Annotated in this window: 13 protein-coding genes and 1 pseudogene; 8 read left to right on the top strand and 6 right to left on the bottom strand. The window is 61.6% G+C overall.

The genetic code is table 11. From position 1 onward, the window contains the following. Positions 1-23: 23 nt before the first annotated feature. Both AB4P94_RS18310 and AB4P94_RS18305 read right to left on the bottom strand, forming a co-directional pair. Positions 24-911: an FHA domain-containing protein gene (locus AB4P94_RS18310; RefSeq protein ID WP_395606772.1), complete on the bottom strand. Its 888-nt coding sequence runs from the start codon at positions 909-911 to the stop codon at positions 24-26. Positions 912-1,052: 141 nt separating this feature from the next. Continuing rightward, positions 1,053-1,214: a hypothetical protein gene (locus AB4P94_RS18305; RefSeq protein WP_016969018.1), complete on the bottom strand. Its 162-nt coding sequence runs from the start codon at positions 1,212-1,214 to the stop codon at positions 1,053-1,055. Between the two features lie 680 nt (positions 1,215-1,894). Between AB4P94_RS18305 and AB4P94_RS18300 the strand changes: the two genes are divergently transcribed. Then, entirely contained in the window at positions 1,895-2,371 is a 477-nt protein-coding gene (locus AB4P94_RS18300) for a transcriptional regulator (protein ID WP_395606771.1), read from the top strand. 116 nt (positions 2,372-2,487) lie between these two features. Continuing rightward, the gene (sodC, locus tag AB4P94_RS18295; RefSeq protein WP_395606770.1) at positions 2,488-3,009 is read left to right on the top strand and encodes a superoxide dismutase [Cu-Zn] SodC; all 522 of its coding nucleotides are present in this window, start codon (positions 2,488-2,490) and stop codon (positions 3,007-3,009) included. Between the two features lie 121 nt (positions 3,010-3,130). Here sodC and AB4P94_RS18290 read toward each other — a convergent pair whose 3' ends face one another. Beyond that, a complete protein-coding gene (locus AB4P94_RS18290; protein ID WP_395606769.1) occupies positions 3,131-4,006 on the bottom strand; it encodes a Dyp-type peroxidase in 876 nt (291 codons plus the stop codon). A gap of 127 nt (positions 4,007-4,133) precedes the next feature. Between AB4P94_RS18290 and AB4P94_RS18285 the strand changes: the two genes are divergently transcribed. Together AB4P94_RS18285 and AB4P94_RS18280 are read left to right on the top strand one after the other, a co-directional pair. Next, positions 4,134-5,750: an NADP-dependent glyceraldehyde-3-phosphate dehydrogenase gene (locus AB4P94_RS18285; protein ID WP_395606768.1), complete on the top strand. Its 1,617-nt coding sequence runs from the start codon at positions 4,134-4,136 to the stop codon at positions 5,748-5,750. 178 nt (positions 5,751-5,928) lie between these two features. Beyond that, positions 5,929-6,990: an FUSC family protein gene (locus AB4P94_RS18280; protein WP_395606767.1), complete on the top strand. Its 1,062-nt coding sequence runs from the start codon at positions 5,929-5,931 to the stop codon at positions 6,988-6,990. Positions 6,991-7,219: 229 nt separating this feature from the next. On the opposite strand, the gene AB4P94_RS18275 is transcribed toward AB4P94_RS18280, so the two are convergent. After that, on the bottom strand, positions 7,220-7,972 hold the full coding sequence (locus AB4P94_RS18275; protein WP_395606766.1) for a TetR/AcrR family transcriptional regulator: 753 nt from the start codon (positions 7,970-7,972) through the stop codon (positions 7,220-7,222). 359 nt (positions 7,973-8,331) lie between these two features. On the opposite strand from AB4P94_RS18275, the gene AB4P94_RS18270 reads away from it, so the two are divergent. Genes AB4P94_RS18270 through AB4P94_RS18255 form a run of 4 tightly spaced genes read left to right on the top strand, consistent with a single transcriptional unit; the run spans position 8,332 to position 12,946 of the window. Further along, the gene (locus AB4P94_RS18270) at positions 8,332-9,039 is read left to right on the top strand and encodes an ABC transporter ATP-binding protein (RefSeq protein WP_395606765.1); all 708 of its coding nucleotides are present in this window, start codon (positions 8,332-8,334) and stop codon (positions 9,037-9,039) included. After that, positions 9,036-10,235, top strand: coding sequence for an ABC transporter permease (locus tag AB4P94_RS18265; RefSeq protein ID WP_395606764.1), 1,200 nt, complete (start codon positions 9,036-9,038; stop codon positions 10,233-10,235). Before AB4P94_RS18270 ends, AB4P94_RS18265 begins: the two co-directional genes overlap by 4 nt. After that, a complete protein-coding gene (locus tag AB4P94_RS18260) occupies positions 10,228-11,709 on the top strand; it encodes a TolC family protein (protein ID WP_395606763.1) in 1,482 nt (493 codons plus the stop codon). The genes AB4P94_RS18265 and AB4P94_RS18260 overlap by 8 nt, the downstream gene beginning before the upstream one ends. Beyond that, a complete protein-coding gene (locus AB4P94_RS18255; protein WP_395606762.1) occupies positions 11,699-12,946 on the top strand; it encodes an efflux RND transporter periplasmic adaptor subunit in 1,248 nt (415 codons plus the stop codon). Before AB4P94_RS18260 ends, AB4P94_RS18255 begins: the two co-directional genes overlap by 11 nt. A 118-nt stretch (positions 12,947-13,064) precedes the next feature. On the opposite strand, the gene AB4P94_RS18250 is transcribed toward AB4P94_RS18255, so the two are convergent. Both AB4P94_RS18250 and AB4P94_RS18245 read right to left on the bottom strand, forming a co-directional pair. Then, entirely contained in the window at positions 13,065-14,459 is a 1,395-nt protein-coding gene (locus AB4P94_RS18250) for an FAD/NAD(P)-binding protein (RefSeq protein WP_395606761.1), read from the bottom strand. 132 nt (positions 14,460-14,591) lie between these two features. Then, positions 14,592-15,248 (bottom strand): annotated as a pseudogene (locus tag AB4P94_RS18245) (AMP-binding protein); the annotation flags it as partial. Between the last annotated feature and the right edge of the window lie 53 nt (positions 15,249-15,301).

Here is a 15,301-nt window from a genome sequence, read left to right as displayed (position 1 = left end):
GGGCCTTAGCTAAAAAAGCGTGGTCATAGCGTGAAGGTAAAGCGCTCCTCGCCCCTGGCGAGAATCACTTGGTTATTCTCGATGCGCTCCAGCACCCAGTTGTCCGCCAGCGCCGCGCCGGGGTACAGGCGCTTGCCGCTGTCGTTGATCACATAAGGGTTGGTGCCAAACCAGACGGCCTGAAAACGCACGCGCGGCCGTGCCGCATCAGCGCGCACCGCCACTTTCGGGTTAAGCACGATTTGCTGCCCGTAACGCTGGTCGAAGGCCTGCTGCAACGCCACCCACTGCGGTTTTTGCGAATGCTCGAAGGTGCCGGTGGCACTGAGCTGGCCATTCAGGTTGCTGACCTTGATGTCATCCAGGTGCGCCGCCTGAAGCTGCTGTTCAAACCAGGCCCTGGCTTGTTCGCGGGAAGTTTTTTTAACCGCAGGCACCTCAACCACGCTTGCGGCCGACGCCAACGGCGCCTCACCGCGAAACGCCAGCGCGCCCGCACAGAGAAACAACAAGGCGCCCGCCACGATCCACGGCGTCAATTTGCGCGGTGCGGCGGCGGGTTTTTCTGCCCCTTCAGGCAGCGCCAGGCTCACGCCTGCCGTGCCGATGCGCAGTTGCAATGGCAGCCGCGCGCGATGCCCGCTGCCTTGGGGAATGCGCACATTGGCGCCGAGCAGCACGTCACCGCCCAACGCCTCGACCGCCACCTGAGCGCCTTCAAAAAACCGCAGGCGCAGGTGCAGGCCGGCAATGCCGGGATCGCTGAGTACCAGATCGGCCGCGAGGTCCGCGCCGATGGTGTAGACAGGCTGGTCGAGCACCAGGGAACTGCCCTGGTGCAAACCGCCGGTCACAGTCAGGGTCGGTGCGCCAGTACCGGCGACCGGACCCAAGGAAATCAAGGCTGTCATGTTCGGGTTTGCCCCCTTGAGAATCACAGGCCGCATGCACGCCTGCGTGGATCAACAACGGTGCAACATTTTTCAAACAGTGTTTTTTCAAGCCACAAGCGATGGGTAAACGGGCAGCGCCGGCGCCGCCCGTTTGGCAAATCAGTTCTGCGGACGCTGTTTGGTAGCGTCGAGCTCAGCTTTTTTCGCGGTGCTGATTTCGGTGATCTTGGCCGACTTCTCGATAGCCATGTTGAAGGTCGCTTCCATCTTCGCGATAGCGTCGTCGGCGCCGCCTGCTTTTACTGGTGGGACATCAGCCATGTTCATCTCCTTGCATCGATAGGGAAGTTATTCAGTTGCGCAACAGCAAGCTGAAAGTATGCAAACCGGTGAATGCCCAAAACGTCAGACAGTGAGCTTTCGAACCGCCGTTGGTTTGCATGGGTTCCATACTACTCACGATCAAAACGCCTTCGCTGTGAAAGCTTGTGAAACGTTTCAGATACAGGCCGTGAAAGGTTTGGCTCAACCTGGCGTTGAAAAAATCTCATCCCTCTGAGCGTGTTGAACTTTTTGCAAAAAACCAAAACACGGTAAACGCCAATGTTTACGGGGCCCTTCTTGCGGCATGACGCGCATCGTCGAGCAACAGGCCCGGGTTTGAATGACCTTTTCGGCAGGCCTTCACAGGTTTTTTCGTGTCGACTTCACATTTTTCGCTAATAGCCCTTTGCCCAACTTTCAAGATATTTCTATTTGTAACAAAAGCGACTTAATCATCGCGTTTCATAGCTCGGCGCAAGCGGCCTTAATACTCGCTGGCAACTAACGCTGAAGGCCCGATTAGTACAGTTGCACTAATAGCCAAAAACGTTAGTTCATCAGGCGCTCTATATATGAAAGCAGCAAATTTCGATGAGTAACCTCTCGACACCCTTCTGCAGCCCGGCATGAAAGGGAGCCGCGCCAGGCTGTTTTCCAACGCATAAAGGTTTAATGACATGACGTACTCGACTCGCAGCCACCTTACCGATGACGCTTCCTTTGAGATCCACTTCGGCCCGTTCAAACTGCTGCCCAAACGTCATTTGCTGCTTAAACACGGGCAACCCGTGGCCCTGGGCAATCGTGCCCTGACGTTACTCATCGCCCTCGCCTCGCGGCCCGGCGAATTGCTGGCGAAAGCCGAATTGCTCGACATCGCCTGGCCCAGGCTGGTGGTGGAAGAATGCAACCTGCGCACGCAGATCAAGACCCTGCGCCGGGCCCTGGGCGATGATGAATCGTCCTATATCGCCACAGCGGCGGGCCAGGGCTACCGGTTTGTCGCGCCGACCTGGTTCGAACAGGCGCCGGTGCCTGAAGTGAAAGAACCCGTGGTGCTGGGCGTATACGGCTGCCGCCATTGCCGGAGCGCGGCGATGATGCCGTTTTTTGCGCCCATGCAGCCCGTGCGGATCGATATGCAAAACAGCTGATCCGTGAAGGTTATTCCGTTGGAAAAATATGTTTTTTCCAACGGAATTATCGGCGCGGCCCAATCGTTGTAGTTCCTGACACTGCCCAACACCTATAACTATCAGGAACTCTTTTTATGAATCGCTCCATTATGCTCGGCCTGCTCAGTCTTCTTGCAGTCGGCACCGCACAAGCGGCTTCACTGCAAGTCCCGGTCAACCTGGTGAGTGCCGATGGCGCGCCGCAGCCCGTGGGCAGCGTGACCATCAGCGAGTCGGCCTATGGCCTGATCTTCACCCCTGACCTCAAATCCCTGCCAGCCGGCGTGCACGGTTTTCATATCCATGAAAACGGCAGCTGTGAGGCGGGTGTGAAAGACGGTGTGAAAGTCGCGGCCCTTGCCGCCGGCGGCCACTTCGACCCGCAGAAAACCGGCAAGCACCTGGGCCCTTACGCCGACGGCCACCTCGGCGACTTGCCCGCGCTGTACGTAAGCATGGACGGCACCTCCACCAACCCGGTGTTGGCGCCACGCCTGAAAACCATCGCGCAGATCAAAGGCCGCGCGCTGATGATCCACGCCGGTGGCGACAACCATTCCGACATGCCTAAACCTTTGGGCGGTGGGGGTGAGCGGTTGGTGTGTGGGGTGATCTGAAGCACTTTTTATCAGCCAACAAAGATCAAATGTGGGAGCGGGCTTGCTCGCGAAGGCGGTGGATCAGTGAGAGTTTTATCAACTGACACTCCGCCTTCGCGAGCAAGCCCGCTCCCACATTTTAGATTTGCGGTGTAACGTCGAGTGCACTCAGGTCCAAATGCCCATCCTTCACCGGCGGGCACCAGTAGTAACCACCGGTCAACGGAGTGCTGATGCGGTACAAGCCATCGACAATCCCGTCTTCCAGCCCGCTCATGCGCCGCAGCTGTGCTTCAAACGCATCGAACGAATGGCCAAACGCAAGGAACATCAACCCCGCCTGACCGTTCTCGGCCCACGGCATCGAGCGGCGCACCACGAACGCCTCCGGGGTGAAGCTTTCCTGGGCGGTGCGTTTGGTGTGGGCGGACTCGGGAGCGTCGTCCAGCTCTTCGTTGTCGCCATGGCGGCGGCCGATGATGTGGTCACGCTCTTGCGCGGGCAATGCGGCAAAGCCGTCGAGGTCGTGCTGCCATTGCTGGATTGCGGCGAAACTGGCGCCGCTGTCGGTCAGCGCGGCTTGCACGGCGGCATCGTCGTGGGGGTTTTCGGTGCCGTCTTCATAGTCGGTGAGGTCGAAACCGGTCTTGTAGCGAAAGCCTTCGGTCATCTGCACCAGGCGGAACGCAGGCGCCAGGGCCTTTTCAAACGCGCGGCTGCGCAACAGCAGTTCACCGCGATCCACCCCGTGCAACCACACCCACAACGCCTGCTGGGTCGACGGGTTATGCGCGCCCGGCCCGCTGACGGTGGGAAACGTGCGCAGCCCTGCCACCTGAGCCCCCAGGGCACTGACCAGCGGCGCACCAAAACCGACCACTGCGGCCGAATCCGTCAACTGCACCAGCGCGTCCAACGCGGCAGGCACAGCGGCCAGGGTATCCACGGCAAAAAACAGATGGCGTGCCTGCAACGGCACCGGGGCGGCAAGAATGCCCGGCTGGTAGTGACTCATGTGAACTCCTTCTGAAAAGCCGCGCAGTTTACCCGCAGGCGTACAAGAAAGCGCGCAAGCCTTGCCATAGAGCCTGTTGTTGGGTGACTCTCTAGTCATGTTTTGCAACTATTCCAGGGGTAGTGACATGACCACCAGCAACCTGCTCGCCCAGCTGTTTCCCGCCTCCGCCGCCGAGGTTCCCGCGCCATTCCAGTTGGGAGCGCCGATTGAACAGCGTGATTACCTGGTCGACGGCCAGTTGCAGGTATGGAACGGCCCATTGGCAAAGGTGCAAAGCCCGGTGCAGTTTGGCGACGAGCGCGTGCATATCGGCAGCACACCGCTGCTGGACGCCGAAACCGCCCTCACCGCCCTCGATGCTGCCGTGCGCGCCTACGACCGTGGCCAGGGTGAATGGCCGACCATGCGCGTGGCCGACCGCATCCAGCATGTGGAGGCGTTTTTGCGGCGCATGCGTGAACAACGCGACGCGGTGGTCAAGCTGCTGATGTGGGAAATCGGCAAAAATCTCAAAGACTCGCAGAAAGAATTCGACCGCACCTGCGACTACATCACCGACACCATCAATGCCCTCAAAGAGCTTGACCGTCGCTCCAGCCGCTTCGAACTGGAACAGGACACCCTCGGGCAAATCCGCCGCGTGCCACTGGGCGTCGCGCTGTGCATGGGCCCCTACAACTACCCGCTGAACGAAACCTTCACCACGCTGATCCCGGCGCTGATCATGGGCAACACCGTCGTGTTCAAACCGGCCAAGCTCGGCGTGCTGTTGATTCGCCCGCTGCTGGAAGCGTTCCGTGACAGCTTCCCGGCCGGCGTGATCAATGTGATCTACGGCAGCGGCCGTGAGACCGTCAGCGCGTTGATGGCCAGCGGCAAGATCGACATCTTCGCGTTTATCGGCACCAACAAGGCCGCCAGCGACCTGAAAAAGCTGCACCCCAAACCTCACCGCTTGCGCGCCGCTCTGGGCCTGGACGCAAAAAACCCCGGCATCGTGCTGCCCGAAGTGGACCTGGACAACGCCGTGAACGAGGCCGTCACCGGCTCGCTGTCGTTCAACGGCCAGCGTTGTACCGCGTTGAAAATCCTGTTCGTCCATGAGGATGTGGTCGCAAGCTTTATCGAGAAATTCAACCAGAAGCTGACCACGCTCAAGCCCGGCATGCCATGGGAAGACGGTGTGGCGCTGACGCCACTGCCGGAAGTCGGCAAGGTCGATTACCTCAACGGCTTGGTGGCCGATGCCGCACAACACGGCGCCCGCGTGGTGAATGAGCATGGCGCTGAAAGCCGTGGATCGTTCTTTTACCCGGCCGTGCTTTACCCGGTGAACCCGCAGATGCGCGTGTACCACGAAGAGCAATTCGGCCCGGTGGTGCCGATCGTGCCGTACCGCGATCTGGAAACCGTGATCGAGTACGTGCTGGATTCAGACTTCGGCCAGCAGTTGAGCCTCTTCGGCACCAACGCCGTGGAAGTCGGCCGACTGGTGGACACCTTCGCCAACCAGGTCGGCCGCATCAATATCAACGCCCAGTGCCAGCGCGGCCCGGACACCTTCCCGTTCAACGGCCGCAAAAACTCGGCCGAAGGCACGCTGTCGGTGCATGACGCCCTGCGCGTGTTCTCGATCCGCACCCTGGTGGCGACCAAGTTCCAGGAGAGCAACAAGGCGCTGGTCAGCGACATCCTGCGTAACCGTGACTCGAGCTTTTTGACCACCGACTACATTTTCTAAGAACACCGCAGCTCACCCTGCCGGGCTGGTTTGTGTGGGAGCTGGCTTGCCTGCGATGGCATCACTGTGGTCTGCCTGAAAGACTGAGGTGAAGCTATCGCAGGCAAGCCAGCTCCCACAAAAGCCAGCTCTGCATTTGACCGAGTTCGCCCTGACTACCGAGGCCCTTTTAATACCGATGAATCTACCCCTCTTCGCCAGGCGCCTGCTGCGCCCCTTGCTCGACCCCTACCGCCGCTATCGTCACGCCAAGCTGATCCACGCCGTGCGCGTGTCCATCGGCCTGCTCGCCACCATCCTGCTCACCACCGGCATCAACCTGCCCCACGGTGAGTGGGCCTCGGTGACCATGCTGATCGTGATCGGTGGCTTGCAACACCACGGCAATATCGGCAAAAAAGCCGTGGAACGCGCCTACGGCACCCTGATCGGCGCCAGCGTGGGGTTGGCGATCGTGGCGCAACAGGCGTACCTCGGCCAGCCGCTGGTCACTTACCTGCTGATGTCCATCGTGTGCGGGTTCTTCTCGTACCACGCCATCGGCAAAGGCGGCTACATCGCGCTGCTGTCGGCGATCACCGTGTTTATCGTCGCCGGCCACGGCGACAACCCGTTGTCGGACGGGCTGTGGCGCACGGTCGATATCCTGATCGGCATCGTGCTGGCCCTGGCTTTTTCCTTCGCCCTGCCGCTGTACGCCGTTTATTCCTGGCGCTACAACCTGGCCAGTGCATTGCGTGACTGCGCCGCGATCTACAGCCGCATCATCAGCGGCCAGTCGGTCACCGATGATGAACACCTCAAGCTGCTCAACCGCCTGAACGCGGCCATGTTGCAACTGCGTTCGTTGATGCCGTCGGTGTCCAAGGAAGTGCGCATCTCCATGACGGAGCTGGACGCGATCCAGCGGCATTTGAGGATGTGCATCAGCACCCTGGAGATTCTCGGCAATACGCGCCCGGATCCTCGGGATGAACAGGCAATGGCGCGGATGCAGGTGCTGTTGAAGGCCGAAAACCGACAGATTCGCGTGCAACTGGTGGGCATGGCGCGGGCATTGAAGTCCGGAGTCACAGAACGGTTGGAGCGGCCCGCTGCGCATGCCGCGGATGACGTTGCGCTGGACGCGCCGGTGCACAGTGCACTGGATGGGTATCGGTTGTTGACGTTGCAACTGGCGGGGAATGTCGATGGGATGCGCCAGCGATTAGCCAAATCATCGAGTCACTGGAAGATTTGAACGCTGGCCTCACCCGGCTGAGTGAGCGCGCGGAGCATTGGCGTGAACGCCCTGGAACAAACCGGCGGGCGCCGAGGTGGCGTTGAAACTTTTTCTGTTGCGCCTTTTTTCTTACATATTTTTCACGATTTATTCACATCCACAGCCGTAGGGTGAAGCCTCATCCGTTACAAACGTTGCACATCAAGCCCGCCGCCCCAGCGGGCTTTTTTTTGCCTGGGATTTGGGTTCAGCGCGAGGCTTTGACGGCAGGTGAGGCGGCGTGTTCGCGAATGGCACGTTGGGTATCCAGCACCTTGGCCAACGCCGTTTCAGCTTCCGGGCTTTGCTGCGGCACGCGGATGGCCGCCGACACCAGGGTGATCAGCTTGGCCATCACCTCGGCATCTGTGGCCGGGCGGCCCAGGCTCATGGAGTTCATCAGCAGGCGCAGTTCGGTGCCGGCCATGACCCCGGAAATGGCCTTGAGGGCAAATTGCAGGCGCACCCCCAGTTCATTGCGCGGCAGGTCCGGCAAGGCCAGGGCAAACGCCTCGAAGAACCGTTGAAACACCGGCTGGTAATGCACCTTGAGGTATTCCTGGATAAACGGTGAGGTATCGCTGTAAACGCGGCCGAGGAAACGGATGAACGAACGCCCTTCGCCGCTCGCCGGGTCGCTGCGCTCCAGGCCCATGGCCGGGGCGAACAGCACGCCGAGCAAGGTGTCGCAATCGAGGGGCCCGTCGGATTCGGCTTCGCAGCGCGCCAGCAGTTCCAGGCGCTGCTCGTTGAGCGGCTCCAGGCGTTGCATCAGCAGGGTTTTCATCAGGGAATCCTTGTCCCCGAAGTGATAGTTCACGGCGGCCAGGTTCACCTGGGCCCGCTCAGTAATCTGCCGCAGCAGCACGGCGTCGTAGCCGTATTTGATGAAGAGAGCCTCTGTCGCATCCAGCAGTCGAGTCTTGGTAACGTTTGGAGCGCTGAGTTTCTTCGCGACCATAAAGAGTTCCACGGGGGAAATATTGTTTTAAAAAATAATTTGATTTTTTATACCGGGGCGGCCTGTTGAAAGCAAGTAGTGACACTGCGCCATATCATCAAAAGCCCGTATAACCGGGCATGCGGAGGCTAGCCGAAGGCTTTTTCAAGCGCCTGGAGTGCACGCCTGGAAATTCATTTCAAAGGGTAAAACCGCTCTACATCCACGGCTGGCGAAGCGCAGTGAACGCGGGTACTATTCAAACAATATTTTAAAAACAAGAAATAAAACCAGTCCGTGACGCGTACAAGGCAGCTCCCGAACTTGTTACAAAGCTTTACCGGGGGCAGGACGGCACCGTCGAGACTGCAGGCGTAGTCATGATGACACAGACCCCCGCGCACCCAGGTTTGATCTCCCTGCAAGGCATCGGCAAAAGCTATCAGCTGGCCGGCCAGCACCTGTCCATTCTCAATGATGTGTGCCTGACCATCGCCCGCGGTGACAGCTGCGGCATCCTCGGCGCTTCCGGTTCCGGCAAGAGCACCCTGCTCAATATTCTCGGCCTGCTGGACTTGCCCAACTGCGGCCACTACCACTTCGCCGGGCACGATATTTTCAACGCAAGCCCCGATGAACTGGCCGCAATTCGCAACCGCCAGATCGGTTTCGTGTTTCAGAGTTTCAACCTGCTGCCACGCTTGAGCGCCCTGGACAATGTCGCGCTGCCCCTGAGTTATCGCGGCGTGTCGCGCCATGAATCGGTGGAACAGGCGCTACGCATGCTCGAACAAGTCGGCTTGGCCGAGCGTGCCCACCACCGCCCCGCCGACCTCTCCGGCGGCCAGCGCCAGCGCGTGGCGATTGCCCGCGCCCTGGTCGGCAACCCGTCGGTGATTCTCGCCGACGAACCCACCGGCAACCTCGACAGCACCACCGCTCAGGAAATCATGGACCTGCTGCTGGCACTGAACCGCGAACAACAGGTCACGCTGATCATCGTCACCCACGACCCGCACATCGCCGAGCGCCTGCAGCGCAAGATTCTGGTGCGCAATGGCGTGGTGCATGAGGCCGGCCGCCCATGAGCCGACGGGTTGAACAGAGCCTGAGCCAACTGCTGCATGAAGCCTTCGTCAGCCTGCGCACCCTGGGCAAACGTTCAGTGCTGGCGCTGCTGGGGATCGTGATCGGCAGTTCGTCGGTGGTGGCCTTGATCAACATCGGCCACAACGCAGCGGTCGATGCGGCGCTGATTTTCAAGGACATGGGCACCGACACCCTGGTCGCCCAGTTCCCGCCCAAGGGCAACAGCACCGCGCCGATGCGCGCCAGCCTCGACCTTGAGGCCGTGCGCCGGGCGGTGCCCGGCATTGCCCATATCGGTGCGCTGACCCAGTTCAGCGGCCCGATTGTGTTCAATGGCCAGACCGTCAGCGCCACTTTTGTCGGCAGCACACCGGGGATCAAGGAGGCCATGCGTTTGGCCGTGCGTGAAGGCCGGTTTTTGTCGCCCTTTGACACCAACGAAACCTATGCCGTGATCGGTGACCAGATCGCCCAGGCCCTTGGCGCCCACGGGGTGCCCCTGGCACTGGGCGACCGTGTGCGCATCAACGACTACCTGTTCTTGATCGTGGGCATCTTGCAGAACCAGCCCCGCGCCCTGTTGATGCCGGTGCAAGCCAATGAGTCGTTGTACCTCCCCGCTGAAGGCATGCGCCGCATCTACCCCACCCCGCAAATCAGCAACGTGATTATCCGCGCGGTACCCGGTGAAAACATGGAGCATTTGGCCCACGACGCCGGCGAGGCACTGAAAAGCCAGCTCACCGACCACGATGTGAACATCCAGGTGCCCCAGCAAATGATTGATGGCATGACCCGGCAAAGCCGCACGTTCGCTTATCTATTGCTGGCCCTGGGCGCGATTTCTCTGGTGGGCGGCGGAGTCGGTGTGATGAACGTGATGTTGATGAACGTGTCGGAGCGCCGCCGTGAAATCGGCATTCGCATGGCGTTGGGTGCGCGCCAGCGGGATATCCGCAATCTGTTTTTGCTCGAAGCCGTGACCCTCACCGCTGTCGGCGCGCTGTGTGGTGCGGTGCTGGGCATGACGGCGGCCTGGCTCTACGCCTGGCTGTCAGGCTGGGAGTTTGCCTTGGCCGCCGCCGCCCTGCCGTTGGGGGTGGGCAGTACGTTGCTGGTGGGGTTGTTTTTCGGCATCTACCCGGCCGTTTCGGCCTCGCGCCTGCAGCCGGTGGAGGCCTTGCGCGATGAATAAGGGGCTTTGGTTGCTCGCGCTGATCAGCCTGCCGGCAGCCGCTGCCGATGTCGTCATCAACCCGTCGGCGCCCAGCACCACGCGCAGCGGTTACGAGCGCAGCGTGTCGCTGAATGCCCAGGTCACCACCTTGACCCTGGGCGACGCGGTGTACCTGGGTTTGCGCAACAACCCGGCGATCCGCAGCGCGTACTTGCAGCGGGTGGCACAGAAATTCGACCTGCGGGTGGCCGAAGACACTTTCAACCCCAAGCTCACCCTCAACAGTTATTACCGCAACAGCCGTGGCTCGGCGGATAACTCACGTAACGCCAACCTGGCGCCCAACGCCACCTTGCTCGGCGAATACGGCACCCGGCTGAGCATGGCCTGGACCCAACAACTGAACAACGCCGACCGCGCCGGCCGCTACCGCAGCGACGGCCTCGACCTGGCGCTGATCCAGCCGCTGATGCGCGGTGCCGGCTGGGACGCCACCACTGCGCCGCTGCGCCTGTCACGTCTGTCGGAGCAGGCCAACCGCCTGAACCTCAAGGCCACCGTGGCACAGACCATCAGCCAGATCATCGCCACTTACCGCGAGCTGCTGCGCGCCCAGGAGCAACTGAGCATCGTGCAGGACGCCCTCAAGCGCTCGGGGACGTTGCTGGAGGTGAACAAGGCGCTGATCGCCTCGGGCCGCATGGCCGAGTTCGAAATCGTGCAGACCGAAGCCGATATGGCCACCCAGCAACTGGGCGTGGAAGAAGCCCAGAACCAGCTGGACACCAGCCGCCTGGCCCTGCTGCGCCTGCTGGCCCTGGACCTGTCGACGCCGATCCGCGCCAGCGAGGCGCTGGAGGCCAAGCCGATGAGCATCGACAAGCGCCAGGCCTTCAACCTCGCCCAAACCCAGCAACCGGAATACCTCGCCGCGCTGCTCGGCAGCCAGCAGGCTGACCTCAACCTGGTCATTGCTAAAGACTCCGGACGCTGGCAAGTCGACCTGGTGGCCGGTGCCAACCAGATCCGCGATGCCTACAGCAACAACGACAACGGCAACAACAATAACCGCACCTGGAACAGCTACGCCGGGGTGCAGGTGCAGATCCCCATCGGTGACATCAGCACCCGCCAGGCCGAAGTCCGTGCACGGGTGAATGTGGAAGATCAGGAAGTGCGCATCACCGACGCGCGCCAAGAGCTGGAACGCAACGTCAACGACGTGGTACGTGACCTCGGTACGCGCTGGCGCCAGTATGAAATCTCCCAGCGCGCCGTCGAATTGTCGCGGCGCAAGATCGAGATCGAGCGGGAAAAACTCAGCGCCGGGCGCTCCACCAACTTCCAGGTGCTGAGTTTCGAGACTGACCTGCGCAACGCTGAAAACGCGCAGCTCAATGCACTGATCGCTTATTTGAACGCCCAGACCCAGCTCGACTTGACCCTGGGCATGACGCTGGAAAGTTGGGAAATAGCCCTCAATGACTACTGATAAAAAATACCTGCTGGGCGCTGCACTGCTGGTGCTGCTGGCGGGTGCAGGCATTGCCTTGCGCAGCCCCGCCACCGGGCAGGCACCGGCTGCCGAGCAATGGCTGGCAATAAAGCCTGACGCGCTGGTGCATCAGATCGGCCTGGTGGGCAAGATCGAACCCGACGCCACCCTCATTCTCACCGCACCGTTTGACGGCAATGTGTTGGCCAACCTGGTGGAGCAAGGCCAGCGGGTCGACGCCGGTCAGCTATTGCTGCGCATGGACCCGGCCACTCTGGAAATACAGCTGCGTGATGCCCTGTCCGCCCAACTCAAGGCCCGCCGTGCCGTGCAGGAGATGCAGGACTGGGACAACGGCCCCACCGTCAGCCGTGCGCGCCGCAGCCTGCGCACCACGGAAATGACCGCCGGCAACACCCAGCGCAAACTCACCGAAAGCGAAAACCTGTTCAAACGCGGCATCATCCCGCGCAACGAACTCGATGACCTCAAGCAACAGGCCCAGCAGCAGCAATTGGACCTGGCAGCGGCGCGCAGCGAACTGCAACAGGCGCTGGAACAGGGCAAGGGCGAATACCGCCAGATTGCCGAGATGGAGCTGACCAACGCCACCGTGAAATACGACGCCCTGCGCAAGCTGCTCGATGGCAAAGAGGTCAAGGCGCCCTTCTCCGGCATCGTGGTGCCCGCGCCCGGCAACAATACCTCACCGGCCGCCGCCAACGGCAACGCGCCGGTGCAAGCGGGCAGCAAGGTCAGCCAGGGCCAGGTGCTGTTCGGCCTGGCGAATATCGAGCGGCTGAAAATCGTCGCCAAAGTGTCGGAACTGGACATCAACAGTTTGCATCAGGGCCAACCCGTGGAAGTGATGGGCGACGGGTTTGATGGCGAACGGTTGAGCGGTTCCGTCAGCGTGGTCAGCGGCCTGGCGGTTGCCAGCGACAGCCAGGGCAGCGCGCAATTTCCGGTGACCTTGTCGATTCCCAGGCTCACGCCGCAACAGGTGCAGCGCGTGCGGCTGGGGATGAGCGCACGGTTGACCATCGTGACCTATAACAATGAGCAGGCCATTGTGATCCCGGCCCAGGCGATCAACCGTGAGGACATGACGGTGGCGTATCGCGCCGCCATGGATCAGCCGCAGGAGCGGGTGAAGGTGACCACCGGGCAATCGACGGCGCAGGGGGTTGAGGTGTTTGGGCTCAAGCCCGGCTTTGTGAAAACCGCAAGGTAAAGGAAGATCCAAAGGTGGGGGCGGGCTTGTGTGGGAGCCGGGCTTGCCCGCGATGCAGACACTGAGGTGCATCAGTGACACCGTGGTGGTGCTATCGCAGGCATGCCAGCTCCCACCTTCAGAAATGTGCCAATTTGGCGGCCAGTGACTTGGCTTGCAACGCCACATCCGTGACAGCCGTGCTCTCCCACCACAGCCCACGCAACGGCGGGCCCATGGCGAACAACCGCTGGCTCACCTGACCTTGGGCATCCACCACGGCCCCTGACTTGTCCGCCGCAATCCCCAGCGCCAGCGGCCCGGGCTGGATCAACCCGCGTTTGAGCAGCTGCTGCGGCAATGGCCGGGCCACGCGGCGCCAGTCGTATTCGATGCCGCTGGAGTTGATCAGCGCCGCACCTGATACCTCTGTCAGTGCCTGCTCGCCGCGGTAGCGCAAGCGAATGGTCACGCCCTCATCGGACGGCACCACACCCTTGAACGAGGCCGCCTGAATCTGCAACCGCCCCTCCCCGTGCAGCCGCGCCACCAACTGCGCGCTCAGCGGCGGCGAGCGGTGGTGATGGCTTTCCCACCAGGGCCTTACATGGCGCACAAACTGACGCTTCTCGCGCTCACCGGCCTGGCTCCACAACCGCCCGATGTGCGCCCGCACGGTGTCCAGCGGCGCTTGCCAGTCAATGTCTTGCGCCTGGGCGAGGCGGCATTGGCGGCGCACTTCACGCAGCAATTGCCGGGGGCTGCGCAGGCTGTGGTCGTCGGCGAGGAAGTCCACCCAGGCCGGTGGCTGGCGGCGCACATGGGGTAATAGCCCGTGGCGCGAGAAAATCCGGATCGGCCCGCGATGGCCAGCCTGCTCAAGCGACACCACGGCATCGACCATGGTCAGCCCGGAGCCGATGATCAGCACCGGCGCCTGAGGGTCGATTTGGGCCATGGCCTTGACGTCCCACGGGTCCACCGCCGCTGCATTCAACCCGCTGGATTCGGTCTGCGGCGTGCGTGCGGCCGGGAACATGCCGGTGGCCAATACCGCGTGTGCACCACGCAACTGCTGGCCGTTATCGAGCGTCAGCACGGTGGACGTCTCGTCCACTTGCAGGTCGACCACTTCGGCGCGGATATGCTCGACGGTGGATGCCGACAACGCCTTGGCCTCTGCCAGGCGCTGCTGCGCGTACAAACCGAATATTCCGCGCGGCGGGAACAGTTCACTGATCGGTACGTGCTGCTCGTCCGACTCCGGCCAGCCACCGGCAGCGATGTAGTCGGTGAGCCATTGGGTCAGGTCCTCGGCATTGTCCGGGTCGACGCTCATGCGCGCCGCATTGCCATTCAGGGTGTGGCCCAGTTCGACGGCACTGTAGGCCTCGCCACGGCCAAGTTCGGCGCGCGGTTCGATCACCAGGATTTGCCGCTGCCCAGGCAAGCGCAGCAGTTGCACGGCCAGCATCGTGCCGCTCAGGCCGCCGCCGATGATCAAGACATCAGCGTTGCGGGTGGTTTCAGTCATGCCCTTTCGCCCTTACTGTTTACCCAGATAAATGTCATGCAAGTGGTCCTGCGCAGTATCCAGCAAGTAGCCGCCAGCGTGCGACGTTCAGATCAAACGCTGCAAGCCCGGCAGCCCTTTGAACAACCTGCGCAGGCCTGAAGGCGCCCCGTCAATGTAACCACCGGGCACCGAGCCCGGGTGTTGCGCAAACCCCAGCCCATGGCCGCTGTTCAGCCACTGCTCAAGCAATGCCGCCAGGCCGCCCTGACAGTGAGTGCCCTCTTCACTCCACAGTAGCGTTTCACCCTGAGGTTGCCACCAGCGCTGCACATGCTGCGCCGAGTCGGTCAGGCGCAGCAACTGGGCAAAATCCACCGGTTTGGCGGCTTGCCAGCGCCCCACCGCTTGGCGGCCTTGCACATACGCATGGCTGGGCCTGATCCGCCATAGCTGTTGATAGAGCACGTGGGGTTCCAGATCATCGGCCAGGGTCAGCACCTCCCCACCGATGGACTGCGCCGCCAGGGCCAGCAGCAACAGATTGGGCTCAAAAGCCCCGCTGAGCGCCAACCGCGATTGCTGGTTGAAGCCTTGCTGGCGCAGGCCATCGGCAAGGCGCTCAACATCGCGCAGCACGTCGATCCAGCGCCACGCATACCACTGGCCCTCACGTTTGTGGCGCAGGGCGGTGTGCAGCGGCGTGATCTGTGCCCAGTGATGCAGGTGTTCCAATGCCTCTGGCAAGTTGTCGAGCCGTTCAGCGGGCCATTCCAGCGCCAGCGGGGGTTTGAGTTCATGCACGCTCATAGGGGTAATACTCCTATTGAAGGGGTGTGCGTGCGGTGGTCCGCTGGCTGAAA

The sequence above is a fragment of the Pseudomonas sp. B22129 genome, from assembly GCF_044218875.1.
GTDB lineage: Bacteria > Pseudomonadota > Gammaproteobacteria > Pseudomonadales > Pseudomonadaceae > Aquipseudomonas.
Note: the sequence above shows the minus strand (reverse complement) of the source record. Positions and strands in the feature narration are given on the sequence as shown.